Source organism: Sciscionella marina DSM 45152, from assembly GCF_000379465.1.
Classification (GTDB): domain Bacteria; phylum Actinomycetota; class Actinomycetes; order Mycobacteriales; family Pseudonocardiaceae; genus Sciscionella; species Sciscionella marina.
In genome coordinates this window covers 343,813-363,692 of the sequence record NZ_KB905380.1, presented here as the reverse complement: position 1 = coordinate 363,692, position 19,880 = coordinate 343,813, and the positions used below count along the sequence as shown (strand labels likewise).

At 70.8% G+C, this 19,880-nt stretch carries 21 protein-coding genes; 12 read left to right on the top strand and 9 right to left on the bottom strand.

All coding sequences use genetic code 11. From position 1 onward, the window contains the following. The first annotated feature begins 66 nt into the window (after positions 1 to 66). The 6 genes from A37U_RS0101660 to A37U_RS0101635 all read left to right on the top strand — a co-directional run bounded on the left by A37U_RS0101660 (position 67) and on the right by A37U_RS0101635 (position 9,202). Positions 67 to 2,355, top strand: a complete 2,289-nt coding sequence (locus A37U_RS0101660) for a xanthine dehydrogenase family protein molybdopterin-binding subunit (RefSeq protein ID WP_020494864.1) — start codon at positions 67 to 69, stop codon at positions 2,353 to 2,355. After that, positions 2,337 to 2,837: a (2Fe-2S)-binding protein gene (locus tag A37U_RS0101655; RefSeq protein WP_020494863.1), complete on the top strand. Its 501-nt coding sequence runs from the start codon at positions 2,337 to 2,339 to the stop codon at positions 2,835 to 2,837. Before A37U_RS0101660 ends, A37U_RS0101655 begins: the two co-directional genes overlap by 19 nt. Further along, the gene (locus tag A37U_RS0101650) at positions 2,834 to 5,101 is read left to right on the top strand and encodes a xanthine dehydrogenase family protein molybdopterin-binding subunit (RefSeq protein WP_020494862.1); all 2,268 of its coding nucleotides are present in this window, start codon (positions 2,834 to 2,836) and stop codon (positions 5,099 to 5,101) included. Before A37U_RS0101655 ends, A37U_RS0101650 begins: the two co-directional genes overlap by 4 nt. Beyond that, positions 5,088 to 6,461 (top strand): MFS transporter, encoded by a 1,374-nt coding sequence (locus A37U_RS0101645; protein WP_020494861.1) that lies wholly within the window; start codon positions 5,088 to 5,090, stop codon positions 6,459 to 6,461. Before A37U_RS0101650 ends, A37U_RS0101645 begins: the two co-directional genes overlap by 14 nt. Before the next feature lie 19 nt (positions 6,462 to 6,480). After that, complete coding sequence (locus tag A37U_RS0101640; protein ID WP_020494860.1) at positions 6,481 to 7,065, top strand: GntR family transcriptional regulator; 585 nt, start codon at positions 6,481 to 6,483, stop codon at positions 7,063 to 7,065. Between the two features lie 82 nt (positions 7,066 to 7,147). Next, positions 7,148 to 9,202 carry an elongation factor G-like protein EF-G2 gene (locus A37U_RS0101635; protein ID WP_020494859.1) on the top strand — a complete coding sequence of 685 codons (2,055 nt, stop codon included), beginning with the start codon at positions 7,148 to 7,150 and terminating at the stop codon, positions 9,200 to 9,202. On the opposite strand, the gene A37U_RS0101630 is transcribed toward A37U_RS0101635, so the two are convergent. Together A37U_RS0101630 and A37U_RS0101625 are read right to left on the bottom strand one after the other, a co-directional pair. Further along, entirely contained in the window at positions 9,203 to 9,718 is a 516-nt protein-coding gene (locus A37U_RS0101630; RefSeq protein ID WP_020494858.1) for an AAA family ATPase, read from the bottom strand. Continuing rightward, positions 9,697 to 10,137 carry a GNAT family N-acetyltransferase gene (locus A37U_RS0101625; RefSeq protein ID WP_020494857.1) on the bottom strand — a complete coding sequence of 147 codons (441 nt, stop codon included), beginning with the start codon at positions 10,135 to 10,137 and terminating at the stop codon, positions 9,697 to 9,699. Before A37U_RS0101625 ends, A37U_RS0101630 begins: the two co-directional genes overlap by 22 nt. Before the next feature lie 101 nt (positions 10,138 to 10,238). On the opposite strand from A37U_RS0101625, the gene A37U_RS41935 reads away from it, so the two are divergent. After that, positions 10,239 to 11,177 (top strand): alpha/beta hydrolase fold domain-containing protein, encoded by a 939-nt coding sequence (locus tag A37U_RS41935; RefSeq protein ID WP_020494856.1) that lies wholly within the window; start codon positions 10,239 to 10,241, stop codon positions 11,175 to 11,177. On the opposite strand, the gene A37U_RS0101615 is transcribed toward A37U_RS41935, so the two are convergent. Continuing rightward, complete coding sequence (locus A37U_RS0101615) at positions 11,174 to 12,058, bottom strand: LysR substrate-binding domain-containing protein (protein ID WP_020494855.1); 885 nt, start codon at positions 12,056 to 12,058, stop codon at positions 11,174 to 11,176. The genes A37U_RS41935 and A37U_RS0101615 overlap by 4 nt on opposite strands. Positions 12,059 to 12,146: 88 nt before the next feature. On the opposite strand from A37U_RS0101615, the gene A37U_RS0101610 reads away from it, so the two are divergent. Then, positions 12,147 to 13,250 carry a diaminopropionate ammonia-lyase gene (locus A37U_RS0101610; RefSeq protein WP_083933133.1) on the top strand — a complete coding sequence of 368 codons (1,104 nt, stop codon included), beginning with the start codon at positions 12,147 to 12,149 and terminating at the stop codon, positions 13,248 to 13,250. Here the strand turns inward: A37U_RS0101610 and A37U_RS0101605 are convergent. Further along, positions 13,247 to 14,404, bottom strand: coding sequence for a pyridoxal phosphate-dependent aminotransferase (locus A37U_RS0101605; RefSeq protein WP_020494853.1), 1,158 nt, complete (start codon positions 14,402 to 14,404; stop codon positions 13,247 to 13,249). The two genes, A37U_RS0101610 and A37U_RS0101605, sit on opposite strands and share 4 nt — an antisense overlap. 39 nt (positions 14,405 to 14,443) lie before the next feature. On the opposite strand from A37U_RS0101605, the gene A37U_RS0101600 reads away from it, so the two are divergent. Continuing rightward, positions 14,444 to 15,004, top strand: coding sequence for a helix-turn-helix domain-containing protein (locus A37U_RS0101600; protein ID WP_020494852.1), 561 nt, complete (start codon positions 14,444 to 14,446; stop codon positions 15,002 to 15,004). Positions 15,005 to 15,008: 4 nt separating this feature from the next. On the opposite strand, the gene rpsR is transcribed toward A37U_RS0101600, so the two are convergent. Further along, positions 15,009 to 15,236 (bottom strand): 30S ribosomal protein S18, encoded by a 228-nt coding sequence (gene rpsR / locus A37U_RS0101595; protein WP_020494851.1) that lies wholly within the window; start codon positions 15,234 to 15,236, stop codon positions 15,009 to 15,011. A 17-nt stretch (positions 15,237 to 15,253) separates the two neighbouring features. Then, positions 15,254 to 15,559 carry a 30S ribosomal protein S14 gene (rpsN, locus tag A37U_RS0101590; protein ID WP_020494850.1) on the bottom strand — a complete coding sequence of 102 codons (306 nt, stop codon included), beginning with the start codon at positions 15,557 to 15,559 and terminating at the stop codon, positions 15,254 to 15,256. A 73-nt stretch (positions 15,560 to 15,632) separates the two neighbouring features. Here rpsN and A37U_RS0101585 point away from each other — a divergent pair, with 73 nt between their 5' ends. Genes A37U_RS0101585 through A37U_RS0101575 form a run of 3 tightly spaced genes read left to right on the top strand, consistent with a single transcriptional unit; the run spans position 15,633 to position 16,805 of the window. Then, entirely contained in the window at positions 15,633 to 15,893 is a 261-nt protein-coding gene (locus tag A37U_RS0101585; RefSeq protein WP_020494849.1) for a type B 50S ribosomal protein L31, read from the top strand. After that, entirely contained in the window at positions 15,890 to 16,012 is a 123-nt protein-coding gene (ykgO, locus tag A37U_RS0101580; RefSeq protein WP_020494848.1) for a type B 50S ribosomal protein L36, read from the top strand. Before A37U_RS0101585 ends, ykgO begins: the two co-directional genes overlap by 4 nt. Before the next feature lie 16 nt (positions 16,013 to 16,028). After that, entirely contained in the window at positions 16,029 to 16,805 is a 777-nt protein-coding gene (locus A37U_RS0101575; RefSeq protein WP_020494847.1) for an alpha/beta fold hydrolase, read from the top strand. Here the strand turns inward: A37U_RS0101575 and A37U_RS0101570 are convergent. From A37U_RS0101570 to A37U_RS0101560, 3 genes are read right to left on the bottom strand one after another with little or no spacing between them, the layout of a single operon-like run. Next, positions 16,733 to 17,842: a zinc-dependent alcohol dehydrogenase family protein gene (locus A37U_RS0101570; RefSeq protein WP_020494846.1), complete on the bottom strand. Its 1,110-nt coding sequence runs from the start codon at positions 17,840 to 17,842 to the stop codon at positions 16,733 to 16,735. The genes A37U_RS0101575 and A37U_RS0101570 overlap by 73 nt on opposite strands. Next, on the bottom strand, positions 17,839 to 18,831 hold the full coding sequence (locus A37U_RS0101565) for a DUF2891 family protein (protein WP_020494845.1): 993 nt from the start codon (positions 18,829 to 18,831) through the stop codon (positions 17,839 to 17,841). The genes A37U_RS0101570 and A37U_RS0101565 overlap by 4 nt, the downstream gene beginning before the upstream one ends. Before the next feature lie 33 nt (positions 18,832 to 18,864). Further along, a complete protein-coding gene (locus A37U_RS0101560) occupies positions 18,865 to 19,851 on the bottom strand; it encodes an LLM class flavin-dependent oxidoreductase (RefSeq protein WP_020494844.1) in 987 nt (328 codons plus the stop codon). Between the last annotated feature and the right edge of the window lie 29 nt (positions 19,852 to 19,880).

Below are 19,880 nucleotides of genomic sequence, written 5' to 3'. Positions count from 1 at the left end.
GAGGAGTACGGAAGCATCGCAGCGAGTGCCGTCGAGCCAGCAGCGCACCGGGCGAGGAGGCGAGGCATGACCTGGGTCGGCAAAGCCTTGGCGCGCAAGGAGGATCACCGGCTGCTGCGCGGGCGCGGCCGGTTCACCGCGGATGTGCGCCGCACTGGATTGCTGCACGCGGCCTTCGCGCGCAGCCCCGTCGCCGCGGCCCGGATCGGGGCGGTGCGCGCACCGGACACGCGCGCGGTGCACGCGGTCTTCGATGCCGAATCCCTCGGCTGTGCCGATGTTCTCGCCACGCTGCACCGCCCGGAGTTCGTCTCCACCCCGATGCCGGTGCTGGCCCGCGACCGGGTCCGCTACGCCGGGGAACCGTTCGCGATCGTGCTCGCCGAGGACGCCTATACCGCCGAGGACGGGGCCGAGCTGATCGCGGTGGCCCAGGAACCGCTGGAGGCGCTGGCCTCGATGTGCGCGGCGCTGGCCGGGGAACCCATCCACGAGGGGCTCACCGCGAACACCTTCCTGGACGTGTTCCCGTTCGAGGATCCGGACATCGACCGGGTCTTCGCGGACGCGTACACCGTGGAGCTGGAATTCCGCAGCGCCCGGGTGGCCGCGCTGCCCATGGAAGGGCGGGCCTGCCTCGCCGAATGGGATGAGCGCGATGAACAGCTGGTGGTCACGGTTTCCACCCAGGTGCCGCACCAGGTGCGCACCGCGATCGCCGAGTCCCTGTGGCTGCCCGAACGACAGGTCCGGGTGCTCGCCCCGGACGTGGGCGGCGGGTTCGGGCTCAAATGCGTGGTCGGGCGCGAGGAGATCGCGGTCGCCGCGGCCGCGTACCGCACCGGACGTGCGATCGCCTGGTCCGAGGACCGGGTGGAGAATCTGACCGCGAGCTTCCACGGGCACGAGCAGCGGCACCTGGTGCGGGCCGCGTTCGACGAGCAGGGCCGGTTGCTGGCCCTGGACGCGGACATCCGCTGCGATGTCGGGGCGTACTCGGTTTTCCCGTTCACCAGCGGGGTGGAACCGCTGATGGCCGCGACCGAACTGCCCGGGGCCTACCGGGTGCCGCGCTATCGGGCGCGGGCGCGCGGAATCGCCACGAACAAGCCGCCGACCGCGCCCTACCGCGGGGTGAGCCGCCCGCAGATCGTCGCGGTCATGGAAGGGCTGATGACCGAGGCCGGGCGAGTGCTCGGCATCGATCCGGTCGAGGTGCGCAGGCGGAACCTGATCACCGAGTTCCCCTACACCGGGGTCAACGGGATCACCTACGATCCCGGTTCCTACACCGAATCCCTGGATCGCTGCGCGGAGCTGCTCGCGGGCGAGGAACGCGGGCCGCTGCGCGGTATCGGGTTCGCCTGTTTCAACGAGCGCACCGGATACGGCACCGAGGCGTTCGCGGCCAGGAAGATGGAGTTCACCCCCGGCTACGAGATCGCGAACGCGCGAATGGACCCCAGCGGCACGGTCACCGTGATCACCGGGACCTCCGCACACGGCCAGGGACACGAGACCACGCTCGCCCAGGTGACCGCGGACCGGCTCGGGCTGCACCCGGACCAGGTGCGGGTGCGGCAGGGGGACACCGAAGCCACCCCGTACGGCTGGGGGACCTTCGGCAGCCGCTCGGCGATGATCGGCGGCAGCGCGGTGCGGTCGGCCGCGGACCGGCTCGCCGACCGCATCCGGCGGATCGCCGCGCACCTGCTCGAGGTCACCGAGGAGGAGATCGAGCTCTCCGACGGAAAAGCGCTAGGTAGGGACAACTCCATCACACTCGCCGATCTGGCCCGGTTGAGTCATTTCCAGGCACACCGGTTACCGAAGGGAGTGGAGTTCGGTCTCGAGGTGCAGGCCGGTTTCGACGTCTCCGGTTCGGGCACTTTCTCCAATGCCACGCACGGGGTCGTGGTGGAACTCGATCCGGAAACCGGCGCGGTGCGCATCCCGCGCTATGTGGTGGTCGAGGACTGCGGAACCGTGCTCAATCCCTCCATTGTGGACGGTCAGGTGCGTGGCGGGGTGGCGCAGGGAATCGGGGCCGCGCTCTACGAACGGCTGCACTACGAGGAAAGCGGCCAGCCGGAGGTGGCGAGCCTGATGGACTACCTCGCCCCGACCGCGCAAGAGATCCCGGACATCGAGATCCACCACCTGGAGACCCCGTGCCTGTTCAACGAGACCGGGGCGAAAGGAATGGGGGAGGGCGGCACGATCGGCGCGCCGGCCGCGGTGCTGAACGCGGTGAACGATGCGCTGTCGCACACCGGGGTGCGGATCAGCGAGATCCCCATCCGGGCCGAGACGATCCAGCGAGCACTGGAGGGCGCATGCACGATCCGCACCTGATCACGATCACCGTCAACGGCACCGAACACGAGGTGCTGACCGAATCCCGGCACACCCTGGCCGATCTGCTGCGCGAGCTCGGCTACACCGGCACCCATCTGGGCTGTGAGCACGGCATCTGCGGGGCGTGCACGGTACTCGTGGACGGCGTGCCCGCGCGCGGCTGCCTGGTGTTCGGCGTGCAGGCCGACGGCCGCGAGGTGCGCACGGTCGAGGGGCTCGCCGACGGCGGGGAACTCTCCGATCTGCAGCGGGCCTTCGCCGAACACCACGGGCTGCAGTGCGGTTTCTGCACCCCGGGATTCCTGATGCTCGCCGAGGCGTTCCTCGCGGAGAATCCCGCGCCGACGAGGGCGGAGATCCGCGAGGTCGTCGCCTCGAACCTGTGCCGTTGCACCGGATATCAGGGCATCGTGGACGCGATCGAGGATGTGGCCGGAAAACGGGCGGGGGCCGCGGACACAGGGACCTCGCGGCCATGACGGTCCTCGCGGGACGACAGACCGGCGTCGGGGCGCGGGTCGGGCGGCACGAGGACACCCGGCTGCTCACCGGGCGCGGCCGGTTCGCCGACGATGTACGCCGGGCGGGCGCGCTGCACGTGCGCATGGTGCGCGCACCGGTGGCACACGCGCGGATCGAGGCGATCGACGCTCGCGAGGCGCTCGGCACACCGGGCGTGCACACGGTACTGACCGGGGCGGACTGCGCGGAGCTCGGCCCGATCCCGATCCGCCTGCCGCGCGGGGATGAGCCCGCCTCGGCGCTGCAACCGGTGCTGCCGGCCGATTCCGTGCGCTATGTCGGCCAGCCGGTCGCCGCGGTGGTCGCCGAGGACGCCTACACCGCGGAGGACGCCGCCGAATTGGTGCGCGTGGAGTACGCGGAGCTGCCCGCGGTCCTCGATGCCCGGGAATGCGCACCGGTCGGCACGATCGAGATCGGCTACGGCGGAGTGGACGCGGCCTTCGCGGGCGCGGCGCACGTGGTGCGTGCCCGCCTGGAGGTGGGCCGGCATGCCGCGGTGCCACTGGAACCGCGCGGGCTCACCGCGGAATACGAGGCGGGCACCGGGAAGCTCGAGATCTGGGGCGCCACCAAGGTCCCGGTGTTCAACCGGGGTGTGCTCGCGCGCATGCTCGGACTGCCCGAGGAACGGATCCACCTGCACGCCATGGACACCGGAGGTGGATTCGGCGCGCGCGGGGAGTTCTACCCCGAGGACGCGATCGTCGCGCTGCTGGCCACCCGGTTGCGCGCGCCGGTCACCTGGACCGAGGACCGCGCGGAGAACCTGGTCGCGCTGAATCATTCGCGGCAACAGGAACACCGGATCGCCGCGGCCTTCGACGCCGAAGGGGTGCTGCTCGCGCTCACCGACGAGGTGTGTCACGACAACGGCGCTTATCTGCGCACGCACGGCTTCATGGTCCCGGAGCTGACCGTGACCATGCTTCCCGGTCCCTATCGCATTCCCGCGTTCCACGCGCGCATCGCGGTCGCGCTGACCAACAAGACCCCGTGCGGCACCTATCGGGGACCGGGCCGTTATGAGGGCACCTTCGCCCGTGAACACCTCTTCGACGTCGCCGCGGACCGGATCGGCATCGACCGCGCCGAGCTGCGCAGGCGGAATCTGTTGCGCGCAGGGGAGATCCCGCACCGGCGGCCCTATTCCGCGCTGAACACCGAGATGGTGCTGGACGCGGGCGACTACCCGGGACTGCTGGAGAACGCCCTCGCGCACACCGAGCCCTGGCAAGCGGAACGGGACCGACTGCGCGCCGAGGGCCGGGTCAGCGGCTACGGATTCGCCTACTTCCTGGAGAAGAGCGGCCTCGGCCCGCACGAGACGGCCGATGTGCTGCTGCACCCCTCCGGCCGGGTCACCGTGCACTCCGGGGCGACCTCGCTCGGGCAGGGCGTGGAGACCGTGCTCGCCCAGATCGCCGCGGAACGGCTGTCGCTGCCGGACACCGCGGTCACGGTGATCAACGGGGACACCGATCTGCAGCCGTTCGGACTGGGCTCCTGGGCGAGCCGGTCCACCGTGGTCGCCGGTTCCGCGGTGCGCCTCGCCGCCGACGCGGTCGCCGCCAAGGCCCGCGGGATCGCCGCCACACTGCTCGGCTGCGCACCCGAGGAACTGCTCCTGGAGGCGGGAACCCTTGCTGTGCCCGGGTTTCCGGAGCGTTCGGTGACGCTGGCCGATGTGGCAGCCGAGGCCGGGCGGGACGCTATCGAGCCGGGGCTGGCCGCGCGCAGGCGGTTCACCGTGGATCACATGACCTATCCGTACGGCATGCACGTGGCGCTGGTGGAGGTGGACACCGGAACCGGTGCGGTGCGGGTGCTGCGCTATCTGGTCGCCTACGAGGTGGGCAGGGCGATCAACCCGGACCTGGTCGAGGGGCAGCTGCTCGGCGGGGTCGCGCAGGGCATCGGCGGGGCGCTGTACGAGCAGTTCCACTACGATGAGGCGGGCCAGCCGCAGGCGACCACCTTCATGGACTATCTGCTGCCCACCGCCGAGGAGGTCCCGGACCGGGTACAGACGCTGATCACCGAGGATGCACCATCCCCGGACAATCCGCTCGGCGCCAAGGGAGCGGGCGAGGGCGGGATCACCGCGGCAGGCGGGGCGATCGCCAACGCGGTGCGCGATGCCCTCGGGGTGCCGGAGGATCTGGGCGGACTGCCGCTGACCCCGGCGCGGATCGTGGAGCTGGCCGATGCGCACCGGTGAACAGGTGGTCGCGGACCTGCCGTGGCGCTGGCGGGTGCAGGGCAAGGTCTTCCTGCTCGGCGGGCTCGGGTTCGGTTTCGACGCCTGGGATGTCTCGCTCACCGGCTATCTGCTCCCGCTGCTCGAACGGCAGTGGCGGCTCGGGGCGACCGAACTCGGCCTGTTCGCCACCGCCGGATTCGCGGGCATGGCGATCGGCGCCTTCGGCTGGGGCAGCCTCGCCGACGGGATCGGCCGCAAACGCGCGTTCAGCCTCACCCTGCTCGGTTTCGCGCTGTGCTCCGGACTGGGCGCACTCGCCCCGAACTACCCGATCCTGCTGGTGACCCGGTTCCTCGCCGGGCTCGCGCTCGGTGGCTGTGTCCCGGTGGACTACGCGATGGTCGCCGAATTCACCCCGCGCGCGGTGCGCGGCAGGGTGCTCACCGCGCTGAACCTGTGGTGGCCGATCGGGGCGAGCCTGTGCGGACTGGTCAGCAGCGCCCTGGTCACCGTGGTCAGCTGGCGGGTGCTGCTGGCGCTGATGGTGGTGCCCGCGCTGCTGGTGTTCTTCGTGCGCCGCGGGGTCCCGGAATCCCCGCTGTTCCTGGCGCACAAGGGACGCGCGCGCGAGGCGAGTACGGTGATCGAGGGCCTGGTGCGCGCGACGGGCGCGAACCCCGGTCCGTGGCGGGTCGCGCCGAATCCCGGCCGTGTCACGGAAAGCGTGCGCGGCATGCTCGCCCGGTTCACCGCGATCTGGCGATTCGACTGGAAGCTCACCCTCGCGGCCTGGCTGCTGTTCGTCGCGGTGCTGCTGGAGTACTACGGCACGATCACCTGGCTGCCGAGCCTGCTGTCCCGCAACGGGGCGGGCACCGTCGCGGCGTTCCTCGGCGCCACGGCCATGACCGCGGTCGGGATCGCGGGCACCGCGCTGTCCGCCTGGCTGGTGGATGTGCTCGGCCGCAAACCGGTGATCCTGGTCAGCGGGGTGCTCGCGGCCTTCGCGCTGGTCGGGTTCGCCGTCGCGTTCACCGCCGAGGGCCCGGCGCTGCCCTGGCTGATCGGCTTCGGATTCGCGATCGAGTTCACCATCCCCGCGATGCAGTGCTACGTGCCCGAGCTGTACCCGACCAGCCTGCGCGGTACCGGTTTCGGCTGGGCGTCCGCGGCGAGCAGGGTGACAGCGGCCGTGGTTCCGCTCGTGTTCGGCAGCCTGCTCTGGCCGGTGCTCGGGCTGACCGTTACCTTCATCGTCACCGGCGCGTTCGTGCTGCTCGCACTCGGCTGGCTGGCCTGCTTCGGGCCGGAGACCAGGGGACGGGTGCTCGACGAGCGGGAAACGGGAGGAAAACGTGCAACCGCAGTACACTTCTAAATCCGAACTGGTCACAAGCATGCTGCGGGAGCTGATCCTGACCGGGGAGCTCACCGCGGGCCAGCCGCTGCGCCAGCGTGATCTCGCCGGGCGGCTGAACGTGAGCCAGACCCCGGTACGCGAAGCCCTGCGCCGCCTGGAATCCGAGGGGCTGGTGCGTTCCGACACGCACCGCGGGGCCACGGTCGCCGAGTCCGCGCTGGACGCCACCGAGGAGAACTATCTGATCCGGGCCGCACTGGAATCCCTCGGCGCGGAGCTGGCCGCCGAACGGGTCACCGAGGTGGAACTCGCCGAGATCGAACGGATCAACGCCGAGATCGCCGGTCTCACCGACGACGATCCGCGCTACGGCGGGCTCAACCGGGATTTCCACTTCCACATCTACTCGGCGGCGCGCAGCCCGATGCTCACCTCGCTGATGCGGCTGTTGTGGCAGTCCATGCCGGACGGGCCGAAGGTGGTCCGCCCGCACGCCGAATCCGCCGCGCAGCACGCCGAGATCCTCGCCGCACTGCGGGCGCGGGACGGCAAGACCGCGAGCGCGCTCACCTACCGGCACATCGTCGGAAGCGAGCACCTGGCCGCCGAACGGAAGGGGTGAACCGGCGCCGACCTCTTGGCCGATCGCCCCGGCGGGAGCACAGTAGTAGTCGCGGACAACGACGTCAGCGAAAGGTGCGGCAATGGGTACGAAGAACGGCGGTGCGGCGGCCGCCCAGTTGGGCGCCGCGGTCGACGATCCGGGGCGGATACGGAACGTGGTGCTGGTCGGTCCCTCCGGGGCAGGCAAGACCACGCTCGTGGAGGCGCTGCTCGCGGCAAAGGGGGCGGTACCGAGACTGGGTTCGGTCCCGGACGGGACCACGGTCTGTGACCACGATCCGGCCGCGGTACGCCAGCAGCATTCGGTCGGACTCGCGGTGGCCTCGCTGCACCACGAGGACGTCAAGGTCAACCTGATCGATACACCCGGCTATGCCGACTTCACCGGGGAACTGCGCGCCGGACTGCGGGCCGCGGACGCCGCGCTGTTCGTGGTCGGTGCCGGTGAGGGCTTCGACGAGGCGACGGCGGCGCTGTGGCAGGAGTGCGCCGAGGTGGGGATGCCGCGCGCGGTCGTGCTCGCCCGGCTGGATCACCCGCGCGCGGACTTCGCCGGCCAGCTCGAGGCGTGTGCCCGCGCCTTCGGCGGGACGACCGCGCTGCACCTGCTGGACGGGGAGAACCTGGTGGACCTGCTCACCGAGGAGCGCGCGGAATTCGGCGAGGCGCGCGCGGGACTGATCGAGGCGATCATCGAGCAGAGCGAGGACCAGACCCTGATGGACCGGTACCTGGACGGCGCGCCGGTGGACCACGAGCTGTTGGTCGCCGATCTGGAGAAGGCGATCGCGCGCGGTTCCTTCTATCCGGTGCTCGGCGCCTGCGCGGCCACCGGAGCGGGCATCGAGGTCCTGCTCGACCTGCTCACCAGGGGATTCCCCTCCCCGCTCGAGCATCCGCTTCCCGAGGTGACCGATCCGGAAGGGGCGATGCACCAGCCGGTCGCGGCCGATCCGTCCGGGCCGCTGACTGCCGAGGTCGTGCACACCACGGTGGACGCCTACGTCGGCCGGGTCTCCCTGGTGCGGGTGTTCTCCGGGACACTGCGCCCGGACGGCGCGGTGCACGTCTGCGGGCACGGCCTCGCCGAGCGCGGGCACTCCGACCACGACGTCGACGAACGGGTCACGCACATCTACAGCCCGTTCGGGGCGCACCTCACCGAGATCCCGTACTGCGTCGCCGGGGATCTGTGCGCGCTGACCAAGGTGGCCAGCGCGGAGACCGGGGACACCGTCTCCGCGCCCGAGGACCCCATCCGCATGGCGCCGTGGCCGATGCCCGAACCACTGCTCCCGGTCGCCGTGGGCGCCAAGACCCGCAGCGATGAGGACGCCTTGGCGCGCAACCTTTCCCGGCTCGCGGCAAGCGATCCGACGCTGCGCCTGGAGCGCAATGCCGAGACCCATCAGCTGGTGCTGTGGTGCATGGGGGAATCGCACGCGGATGTGGTGCTCGGCAGGCTGCGTTCGGGCGGCGCCGAGGTGGAGACCGAACCGGTGCGGGTGGCCACCAGGGAGACCTTCGCCGCCGCGGCCGGCGGGCACGGCAAGCATGTCAAGCAGTCCGGCGGGCACGGCCAGTACGCGGTCTGCGATATCGAGGTGCAGCCACTGGAACGCGGAGCCGGTTTCGAATTCCTGGACCGGGTCGTCGGCGGGGCGGTGCCGCGCCAGTTCGTGCCGAGCGTGGAGAAGGGAGTGCGCGCCCAGATGGAGACCGGGATCGCGGGTGCACCGCTGGTCGACATCCGGGTGACCCTGGTGGACGGCAAGGCGCACAGCGTGGACTCCTCGGACGCGGCCTTCCAGACCGCCGGTGCGCTCGCGCTCAAAGCGGCCGCCGAGACCGCGGGCATCACCGCGCTCGAACCCCTGGACGAGGTCACGATCACCGTGGGCGAGGACTACCTCGGCACGATCCTCGGCGACCTGTCCTCCCGGCGGGCGCGCGTGCTCGGCACCGAGCCGGGGGAGGCCGGGCAGACGGTGATCACCGCCGAGATCCCGGCGGGCGAACTGGTGCGGTATGCGACCGAACTGCGCTCCATGACCGCGGGCACCGGGCGGTTCCGCAGGCGCTTCGTCCGCTACGAGACCGCCCCCGAACACGTACCCGCCCCACGCGGCGGCTGATCAGGAACCCGTCACTCGCAGCACCTCCTCGACCGTCCGCGTCACGGACAGCCGCGAGGTGTCCAGCCAGTGCCCGATCCTCGGGGTCTCGGTGCGCAGCACGGCGGCCAGCGCCCCGATCGTGTGCTCGGCATAGGCGCTCTTCGCCCGCGCGCTCTCCCGCCGGGCGACGACCTCGGGGTCCGGATCGAGCACGATCACGTGCAGCGGCCGGGCCGTGATCAGCGCCGCCGTCTCGGCCAGGTGCGGGCCGAGCACCACATCCTGGGCCACCACGGTGAATCCGGCCGCCCAGTAGGCATCGCAGGCGCCGGCGAGCAGCCGATAGCGCAGCCGCAGCTGGTCCACCGCCTCGCCGTCGGCGCCGGGTGCCATGTCCACCCGGCCACGCACGATCCAGCGGCGGAACGCGTCCCCGCGCACATGGACCCCGCGCGGGAACCGGTGCGCGAGCGCCTCGGCCACCGTCGACTTGCCCGCCGCGCTGATCCCGGTCAGCAGGTAGACGGCGGGCACTGCCGCGGCCGTTCCCGATAGGTGCGGTCCGGCTCGGCGAAACCGAACTTCGCGTACAGCCCGTGCGCATCGTCGGTGTGCAGCAGCCAGCGGAACCGGTCACCGGGACCGCGCTCGATCATCGCGTCCACGAGGGCGACACCGAGTCCGTTGCCCCGCGCCGGTTTCGCGATGAACACATCGGCCAGATAGGCGAGCGCCACCCCGTCCGAGATCGCGCGGGCGAACCCGACCGTGGCCCCGCTCGCGCGCTCGTAGACGCCGACCACCCGCCAGGCAGCCGTGATCTGCGCGTCCACATCGGACCGCGAACGCCAGCGCGCCCAGTACGCCTCGGTGGAGAGGAAGGCCCAGATCGCGTGTCGGTCCAGGCGGGCCGGATCGTCGTCGAGCTCGTATTCGCCGCGTTCGATGCGCATCGGGCGAGTCTGGGGTACCGGACCGGCCGCATTCAACCGGTTTAGCCGCCGGGCGAGCGCTGCTAGGGTGCGACGCCACCGAAGACACCCTGGGAGACAAGGTGACGGTTCCAGAGCAGCCGAGTCCGGAAGCGCTCGAGCAGCTGCGGAAAGCGCGGGAAAGTGGACAACGCCGCATGCTGGAAGGACTGCGGCCGAAGGGGGTTCGGCTGGTGCTGTACAAAGCGCTGATACGTGGGATCGACGCGGTACTGCGGCCGCCACGCACGACCACGGTGCGCCGCATCGGCATCCCGCCGGGATGGTGGATCGCCGCCGAGCACGCCGAGGAATCGGAGGGTGTGGTGTTGCATCTGCACGGCGGGGCATTCGTGCTGCCGCCGATGCACCGCGCGAGCGCCGCCGTGTTGTCCGGGCGGACCGGGATGCCGGTGTTCCTGCCGCGGTACCGGCGCCCGCCCGCCCATCCGTTCCCCGCCGCGGGCGACGACGCGCTGGCCGCGTATCGTGTCTTGCTCGCTCGTGGGGTGCCCGCGGAGCGGATCCGGCTCTCCGGCGATTCTGCGGGCGGTTTCCTCGCCTTGGCGCTGCTCGGTGATCTCGGCCGCGCCGGGTTGCCGCTGCCTGCCGCGGTGCATCTGATGTCTCCACTGATCGATCTCACCGGCGAGTCCGCCATCCGGTGCGACAACGTGCAGCGCGATCCCGTCTCGTCACCACGACTGATCGTGCGCACCAACAAGGCCTATGTCGGGGAAACATCCCTCTCCGACCCGAGGCTCGACCTGTTCGCCGCCGACAGCAGCGGCTGGCCGCCGATTCTGATCCAGATCGGCGAGACCGAATGCCTCACCGAGGAGAACATGGCCTTCGCTGAACACGTCAATGCGGCCGGTGGGCACTGCGAGCTGCAACTCTGGCCCGCCCAGACCCATGGCTTCCCGGTCAATGGACTGAACCGGATACCCGAAGCCAGGATCGCCTTCGACCATGCCGTCGCTTTTCTCACCGCACCACCGGGAGACGGGCACCGACGCTAGGGCTGGTTCTCGGCGAGCGCGGCACGGAAGGCGTGCACGGCCGGATGCTCGCCCATTCCCGGACGGGTCGCGGTGAACAGGGTGCGGGCATGACCGCCGCCGGGGATCGGGTGCAAGGCGAGTTCGGGCGCCGCGTTCGCGGTGAACAGTTCCGGAAGCAGGGCGACGGCGTGCCCGCGTGCGACGAGCTGTGCCTGCACGAGCAGGTCGTCGGTCTCGAAGGGCACATCGGGTTCGAATCCGGCGTCCCGGCACAGTGCCATCGCCCAGGACCGGGAGGCCGTGCCGCGCGGTTCCATCACCCACGGCAGTCCGGCGAGCCGGGACAGCGAACGCACCCGTTTCGCTCCCGGCGCTCGCGCGAGCAGGACCGTGTCCCGGCGCAGTTCGACCCGTTCCACCTCGGCGCCCCGCGGCTGGGGGTGACCGGGGTACTCCTCGGCGAGCACCAGGTCCACATCGTGCGCGAGCAGACCGGGCAGCGCGACCTCGGGTTCGGCCTGGGTGACCTCGACCCGCAGTTCGGGATGGGCGGTGCGCAGCGCGCTCAGTGCCTCCGGGAGCAGGGTCAGTGCGGCCGTCTGGAAGATCGCCACGCGCAGGGTGCCGGTCAGGTCCTCGAGTGAGCGCGCGATCTCCGCGGCCGCGGTCTCCAGCCGGTCGAGCACGGCCCCGGTGTGCTCGACGAGGATCCGCGCCTGCGCGGTGAGCCGGACCCGCCTGCCGACCTGTTCGAGCAGCGGGACTCCCACCTCACTCTCCAGAATGGACAGTTGCTGGGAGACCGTGGACGGGCTGTAGGACAGCGCGGCGGCCACCGAGGCGAGGGTGCCCCGATGGCTGAGCTCGCGGAGCAGCCGCAGCCGGTGCAGGTCGAACACGTGTCCACCGATCGTTCGATTTTCCCCACCAGTATACGTCGAAAACATTCGCTTTACCGAACTGCTTCCGGTGCGGCACCGTGGACCCATGCCTTCCCCGACGACTACCGCGCACCGGTCCTGGTACGGCGCCGCCGGGCCATCGACGCTGCACTGCCCGCCCGCACCACGGGAGGTGGCCGCGTTCCACGCCGCGCTGCCGCAGTACGCGCCGACACCGCTGACCGAGCTGCCCGCGCTCGCCGCGGAACTCGGGGTGCACCGGGTGTTCGTCAAGGACGAGTCCGCCCGGCTCGGCCTGCCCGCGTTCAAGGCGCTCGGGGCCTTCTACGCGATCCATCGCACGATCGCCGAATGGGTGGGCGAACCGGTCCCGGGCACACCCGAGGGAATGCGGGACCGGCTCACCGGCCGGATTCCGCCGCGGTTGTGCACGGCGACCGACGGCAACCACGGGCGGGCCGTGGCCCGGATGGCCGCGCTACTCGAGATTCCGGCCGTGGTCTTCGTCCCCGCCACCCTGGACGCCGAGGCGATCGCGGCGATCGAGGCCGAGGGCGCCGTGGTGCGCACGGTGGCCGCGGAGTACGACGAGGTGGTGCGCGCCGCGGCCGGGTTCGCCGCGGCCGATCCGGGGACCGAACTGGTGCAGGACACCGCGTGGCCCGGATACGAGCGGGTGCCCGGCTGGATCGTGGACGGCTACTCGACCCTGTTCACCGAGGTGGACGAGCAGCTCGCCGCGGCGGGGGCGAGCCCGGACCTGGTCGCCGTCCCGGTCGGGGTCGGCTCGCTCGCCCAGGCGACGGTGCGGCACTACCGGGGTACCGCCGCGGTCCGCCCGCGACTGCTCGCCGTGGAACCGGAGACCGCGGCCTGCCTCACCGACAACCTGCACGCCGGACAGCGGCGCAGCATCCGGCCGGGGCCCACGATCATGGCCGGGCTGCACTGCGGCACCGTTTCGGCGCTGGCCTGGCCGTATCTGCGGGACGGGCTGGACGCCGCGGTCACCGTGACCGACGAGGCCGCGGCGGAGGCTTCGGCCGCGCTGGCCGCGCTCGGTGTCTCCTCCGGACCATGCGGCTCGGCGAGTCTGGCCGCCGTGCGTTTCCTCGTGGCGGACAAGAGATCGCCCGGCCCGGGGAGCACGCTCGTGCTGTTGAGCACCGAACACCGGGCGGCGCGCTAGAACGCCGCCGCGAACCGAGAGCGCAGATCGCCGATCCGGTCGAGTGGTTCATTGGCGAACACGAACCGTAGATAACGGTCCCCGCTCGGGCCCCAGCCGCGCATCGGGGTGGCCGCGATCCTGCCCCGTTCGAACAGCCGCGCCGAAGCGGTCTCCGGGTCCAGGCCGAGTTCCGCCGTGTCCAGCAACAGCGACCAGCCGCCGTCCGGTGCCACGAGTGGATAATCGCCGAGCTGATCGAGGATGTGCGCACAGCGGCCGCGCCAGATCTCGGTCGCCCGAGCCACATCCTGATCCGCGTCGGGTGCTTCGAGCGCGGCGGCGACCCCGGCCTGGGCGATCCCGACCTGGCAGACCACATTGGCCATGCCGACGAGCCGGATGTCGGCGAGGATCTCCCGCGGGGCGAGCACCCAGCCGACCCGCCAGCCGATAAGGCGCAGTTCCTTGGACGCCGAACCGATGGTGATGGTGCGCTCGGCAAGCCCGGGATGCGCTGCGGGATGGGGCACCGGCATCCCGTCGAAGCGGATGCGCTCCATGGCCGCGTCATAGAGCAGCCAGGCACCGGTGCGCTCCAGCGCCGGGGCGAGCGCATCCCAGTGTTCGGTGCCGAGCACCAGTCCGGTGGGCATCGCCGGGCCCATGGCGAGCACCGCGGCGGTCCGTGGCCCGATCGCCTCGGCGAGCCGCTGCGGGTCGACCCGCCAGCCGTGCGGACCCGCTGTCGCCGCGACAAAGCGGGGCACACCTCCGGCGAGCCGGATCCGGTTGACCAGCCCGGCATAGATCGGATCACAGAGCACCACCTCCGCGCCGGGTTCGACGGTGGCCAGCAGCGCGTTGAGCACGCCGTTGAGTCCGCCCGCGACGCTCACGCACTCAGTGTCCGGATCATAGGAGCGCCCCGCGATCCGGCCGACGTGCGCGGCGGCCGCGGCCCGCAGTCCGCGATGTCCCTGGAACGGCAGATAGCTGTTCGCGGAATCCTGGTCCAGCGTGTTGCGGGTGACCTCGACGGCCCGGCGCGGCGGGCGCACATCGGTGTCGAGGTTCTCCAAGCGAAGCAGTTCCGGATCTGCGGCCGCGTCCGCCGCGTCGCCAATGATGTCCACCCCGATACCGGGAATCTCCCGCAGCCGGGATACCGACATGCCGCCACCTCATTCTTCATACTGATACACGGTTCAAGTATGATGGTACGCGTGGATTGGGCGCGGATCGTCGGCAGGAACATTCACCGCCTGCGTGGCTCGGCGGGGTTGTCGCTGGTCGAACTCGGAGAGGCGGGCGGGATCAGCAAGACCACCCTGCACGGAATCGAGCAGGGTACGGGAAATCCGACGCTGTCCACGTTGTGGGCGCTGGCCACCGCACTGGAGGTGCCGCTCGGTGAACTGCTCGAACAGCACGGTGCCCCGGCCGAGGTGACCCGAGCCGGGCAGGGGTCGCGAGTGGACGGGGATGCGGTACACGCGCGGCTGCTGCACCGAATCCGGCTGCGCGGCACGGTGGAGGTGTACGACATCGAACTGGACGAGGCGCACCAGCGCTCGGCGGCGCACGCGCCCGGGGTCCGGGAATGCCTGGTGCTCACCGAGGGCGCGGCTTTTGTGGGGCCCGAGGAATCCGCTGCCGAACTCGCCGCCGGTGACTCGATCCGATTCGGCGCCGACACCCCGCACGTGTATGCGGGACGCGGGGAACGCAACCGCGCCGTGCTGCTGATGCTGCACGAGGACGCGGGAGGTTGACCGCTCAGCCGCGTGCCGGTCCGGGATAGGGCAGCAGTGCCATCTCGCGGGCGTTCTTGATCGCCGTGGCGACCTGGTTCTGCTGCTTCGGGGTCAGCCCGGTGACCCGGCGCGCCCGGATCTTGCCCCGGTCCGAGATGAACTTGCGCAGCAGCTCCACATCCTTGTAGTCCACTTCGGACACTCCGCGCTCGGCGAGCAGGTTGCGCTTACGCTTCGGTCGGCCCTGCATGCTGGCTCGTCCCCCTTTCACCAGCTGGACTTCGAGACGCCGGGCAGTTCGCCGCGGTGGGCCATCTCGCGCAGCCGCACCCTGGAGAGCCCGAACTTGCGGAAGTGCCCGCGCGGGCGCCCGTCGACCGCGTCCCGGTTGCGCACCCGGGTGGGGCTCGCATCACGAGGGAGGGCCTGCAGCGCGGACACCGCCTCCGCCTTCTGCTCCGGGCTCGACTGCGGGGAGCGCACCGTCTCCTTGAGCGCGGCGCGCCGGTGCGCGTACCTGGCCACGGTTGTCTTGCGTTTCTCGTTCTTGACGATCTTGGATTTCTTCGCCACGACCCTCTCCGAAGTTGCTAATGATTATCGTTTTCAGTAGACTAACACGGTCGAAGATGAAGGAGAACGACAGGTGAAACCGAACATCCATCCCGACTACCACCCCGTAGTGTTCCGCGACAATGCGACCGGGGATGCTTTCCTCACCCGGTCCACGATCACCTCGCGGGAGACCGTGGATTGGTCGGACGGGAACACCTATCCGCTCGTGCGTGTGGATGTGAGCGCATGGTCGCACCCGTTCTGGACGGGCAACCGCCGGATCATGGACACCGAGGGCCAGGTGGAGAAGTTCCGCAGGCGCTACGGGCAGCGGAAGGGGGCGCGGTCGTGAAGGTGCGGAATTCCTTGCGGGCATTGAAGAACAAGCCGGGTTCCCAGGTGGTCCGGCGCAAGGGGAGGGTCTACGTGATCAACAAGAAGAACCCGAGGCTCAAGGCCCGACAGGGCTGACTGGTTATCATCGGGCGTGCCTTACGCGCTCGCTTCGGACCGGACCTCCATTCACTACCAGGTGCACGGGGAAGGCGCGCGCACTCTGCTGTTGCTGGCCGGGCAGGCAAATTCCCGGCACTGGTGGGATCCGGTGCTCGAGGACTTCTCCGCGGTCTTCCGCGCCGTGACCCTCGACTACCGGGGCACCGGGTGCAGCGCGAAGCCGGACACGGATTCCTACAGCACAACGGGTTTCGCCGAGGACGCCCGCGCGGTGCTCGATCATCTCGGGGCCGCGCGGGCACACGTGTACGGCACCTCGATGGGCGGGCGGGTCGCGCAGTGGTTCGCCGTCAACCATCCGGGACGGCTCGACCGGCTCGTACTCGGCTGCACCTCACCCGGCGATGCGCACGGCGTGCCACGGGATCCCGCGATCACCGAGGCGCTGACCAGGCGGGGTGGTCTGGCCGAGCTGATGTACACCCCGGATTGGCTTGCCACGCATCCGGGACCGCACAGCACACTCGGGGATCCAGGGATGCCCGGGTACGCCCGTCGCAGGCACCGGTTCGCCAGCGCGCGGCACGACAGCTGGGCGGTGCTCGACCGGATCGCCGCGCCGACCCTGATCGTGCACGGCACCGAGGATGTGTTCAATCCGGTCGCGAACGCGACATTGCTCGCCGAACGGATTCCGCAGGCGCGGCTGGAACTTCTCGAGGGCGCACGGCACGCCTACTTCGAGGAGTTTCGGGCGCGGGCGAGCCGCCTGGTGCTGGACTTCCTCGCGGACGTTCCGGTGTCCTGACTCGCGAGCGAGATCACGGTCATTCCCGCCGTTCCCGGTTCGTCGAGTCCGGCAAGGGCCGCGCCCGCCTCGGGGAGCCCGATCACCGAGCCGACGAGCAGTTCCGGGCGCAACCTGCCTTCGGCGAGCAGCCCGAGCATCGCCGGATATTCGTGCGCCGCCATCCCGTGCGAGCCGTGGATCTCCAGTTCGTGGGCGATCACGGTGTCCATCGGCAACGGCGGCCGCGCCGCATCCCCGAACAGCAGTCCGACCTGGATGTGCCGTCCGCGCCTGCGCAGGCAGCGCACCGAGGCGGCCGCGGTCGCCGCGGAACCGAGCGCGTCGAGTGACACGTGCGCCCCGCCGCCGGTGAGCTCGTGGATGGCCGGCGCGGTGTCCGGGCAGCTGCCCGCATCCACGGTGTGTTCCGCGCCGAGCGCTCGCGCTTTCTCCAGTGCCCGCGCGGAAATGTCCACGGCGAGCACCCGGGCACCGAGTGCCACCCCGATCTGCACCGCGGAGAGTCCCACCCCGCCGCAACCGTGCACCGCGAGCCGGTCCCCGTCCCGCACCCGCCCATGCGCGTGCACGGCGCGGAACGCGGTGGCGAACCGGCAACCGAGCGAGGCAGCCGCGATATCGTCCACGGAATCGCTCAGCCCGACCAGATTCGTGTCCGCGGCGTGCACCGCGACTCGTTCGGCGAAGGACCCGGACCCGGTGAATCCCGGTTGTGTCTGCTGTGGACAAACCTGCGGGTCGCCCGCCGCGCAGTAGCCGCAGGTTCCGCAACCGCACACGAACGGCACCGTCACCCGGTCCCCGGCGCGCCAGCACTGCACTCCGGAACCGGTCTCGCGGATCACTCCGGCGAACTCGTGCCCGGGAATGTGGGGCAGGGCAACGGGATCGTGCCCGCGCCAGGCGTGCCAGTCGGAGCGGCACACCCCGGTCGCGCTGACCTCGACGATCACTCCGTCGTCCGGGCAGACCGGTTCGGGCACCTCGGTGAGCGCGGGCGTTCCGCCGTACTCGGTGTACACCACGGCTTTCATGACTGTGCTCCTTCGGCGAGCAGGGCGAACGACACCAGCCAGTGCGTCGCGTGGAAATTTCCCGCCGTGACGACCGGAAGTGCCGATTCGAACTGGGTGTGTGCGGCGGCGCGGAGTGTCGCGGCGCGTTCGGTGGGCAGGTACGCCGCGAGCGCACGCAGCTGCCAGGCGCGGGACAGCGCGAGCCCGTAGAGGTGGCCCTGCTGCCCCTCGGTGGGATCGTCCACCTCGGGCGCGGTGAGCAGTTCGCCGTGGTTTTCCCCGCCCAGCCCGGGGAGGAACCGGTCGAGCCAGGCGGTGCGTTGTCCGGCGGGCAGCACCGCGCACATCAGCTCGGCCTCGGTGAGCGCGGGGGAGAGGAATTCGTTCCCGGAGGGTTCGAACCGGGTGTCGTATCCGGTGTCCCCGGAGAACAATCGCAGCGCCGTTTCCCGTGCCGTATCGGCGAGTTCGTGCCCCAGCCCGGTGCCCGCGCGGTACAGAGTGGACAGTGCGAAAGCGGTGTTGGCATGGGTGCCGTGCCGGACGGGATAGCGCAGCCCGGCGAGCCATCCGCCGAGCAGTTCGGCGGCCGTGTCCACCAGCGGACCGGTCACCGCAGCGAACCCGCGGGTCGGCGCGGAGCGCGGCAGTTCGGCGCACAGCAGCAGCGCCCACACCAGTCCGTACGGCCGCTCGAACCCCGGATGCGTTCGCAGGTAACGGATCTCGGTGTCCAGCTTCTCCGCTCGCAACCGTTCGGCGAGCAGCCACCTGGCCCGGAGCGCGGTCTCCCTGCCGAGCCCGCCACGGTCCAGCAGGGTGACAAGGGACCACTGCATGTGCACGCTGGAATGCCAGTCATAGGCGCCGTGGAAAGCCGGATGCAGCCGGGCCGGTTCGATGTCCAGGTCGCCGGGGCCGGTGGCGAGATGGCCGCAGCCGTACGGATAGTGCGTCTCGAGCACCTCGCAGGCGATGCGTGCCCATTCCTCGTCGTGCTGTGTCACCGGATCCCCGTCTCGACCGTCGATGCCCCCACTCTAGGGCAGGTGGAGTTCGGCGAGCCGGGTGTAGGAGTCCAGCATCTCGGCACGGTCGAAGGTGCTCATGGTGATCAGCAGCTCGTCGGCTCCGGTGCGGGCCAGGAGTTCGCGCAGCCGCTCGCCCACCTCGAGCGGGGTGCCGTAGATCTGCTGGCCGAGGGTTTCCTCGATGCTCGCCTGCTGCCGTGCCGACCAGGGGTGGGCCAGTACGGCATCGGCCGGCTCGAGCGGGCCGAACACCCCGTGGGTGCGGGAGTAGGCGGTCGCCCAGGCCTCGGGGAGCAGCAGCCGCCGCGCCGCCTCGGTGGTCTCGGCGACGGCGACCGATGTGGACAGAAGTACATAAGGAGCGGGCAGCCGCGCGGAGGGCACGAAGGCCGCACGGTATTCGGCAATCCGTTCGAGCAGCTGCTCGGTTCCCCGTACCGGCGCGATGACCAGGGCGAGCCCGAGCCGCGCCGCGAGCTGTGCACCGGCGCCGGTGGCCAGCAAGAAGACCGGGGGATGGGTGCACTCCGCGGGGAAGGCGTGCACGCCGGGGTAGGGCCCGCTGGTCGCGTCGAAGTAGCCGAGCAGTTCGCTCACCCGCGGTTCGAAGTCCGTGGTGGCCTCAGCCCCGAGTGCCGCGCGCACCCCTCCGGTGAAGCCGAGTGAGCGCCCGATGCCGAGGTCGATCCGCCCCGGATGCAGCGCCTCGAGCACCCCGAACTGTTCGGCGACCACCAGTGGGCGGTGGTTGGGCAGCATCACCCCACCGGTGCCGACCCGGATCCGCTCGGTCGCATCGGCGATGGCGGTGGCGAGCACCGTCGGCGCGGAACCGGCGACCCCGGGAACGCTGTGGTGTTCGGAGACCCAGAAGCGTTGGTAGCCAAGCGATTCCGCCTGGCGTGCGAACCTGACGGTGTCCCGGATGGCGGCGGCACGGTCCTGTTCGCCGCGGATGCTCGAGCGGTCGAGCACGGAGAGCGCAACGGTACCCACGAGCGGTACAACGCGGCGGCCGGGTATCG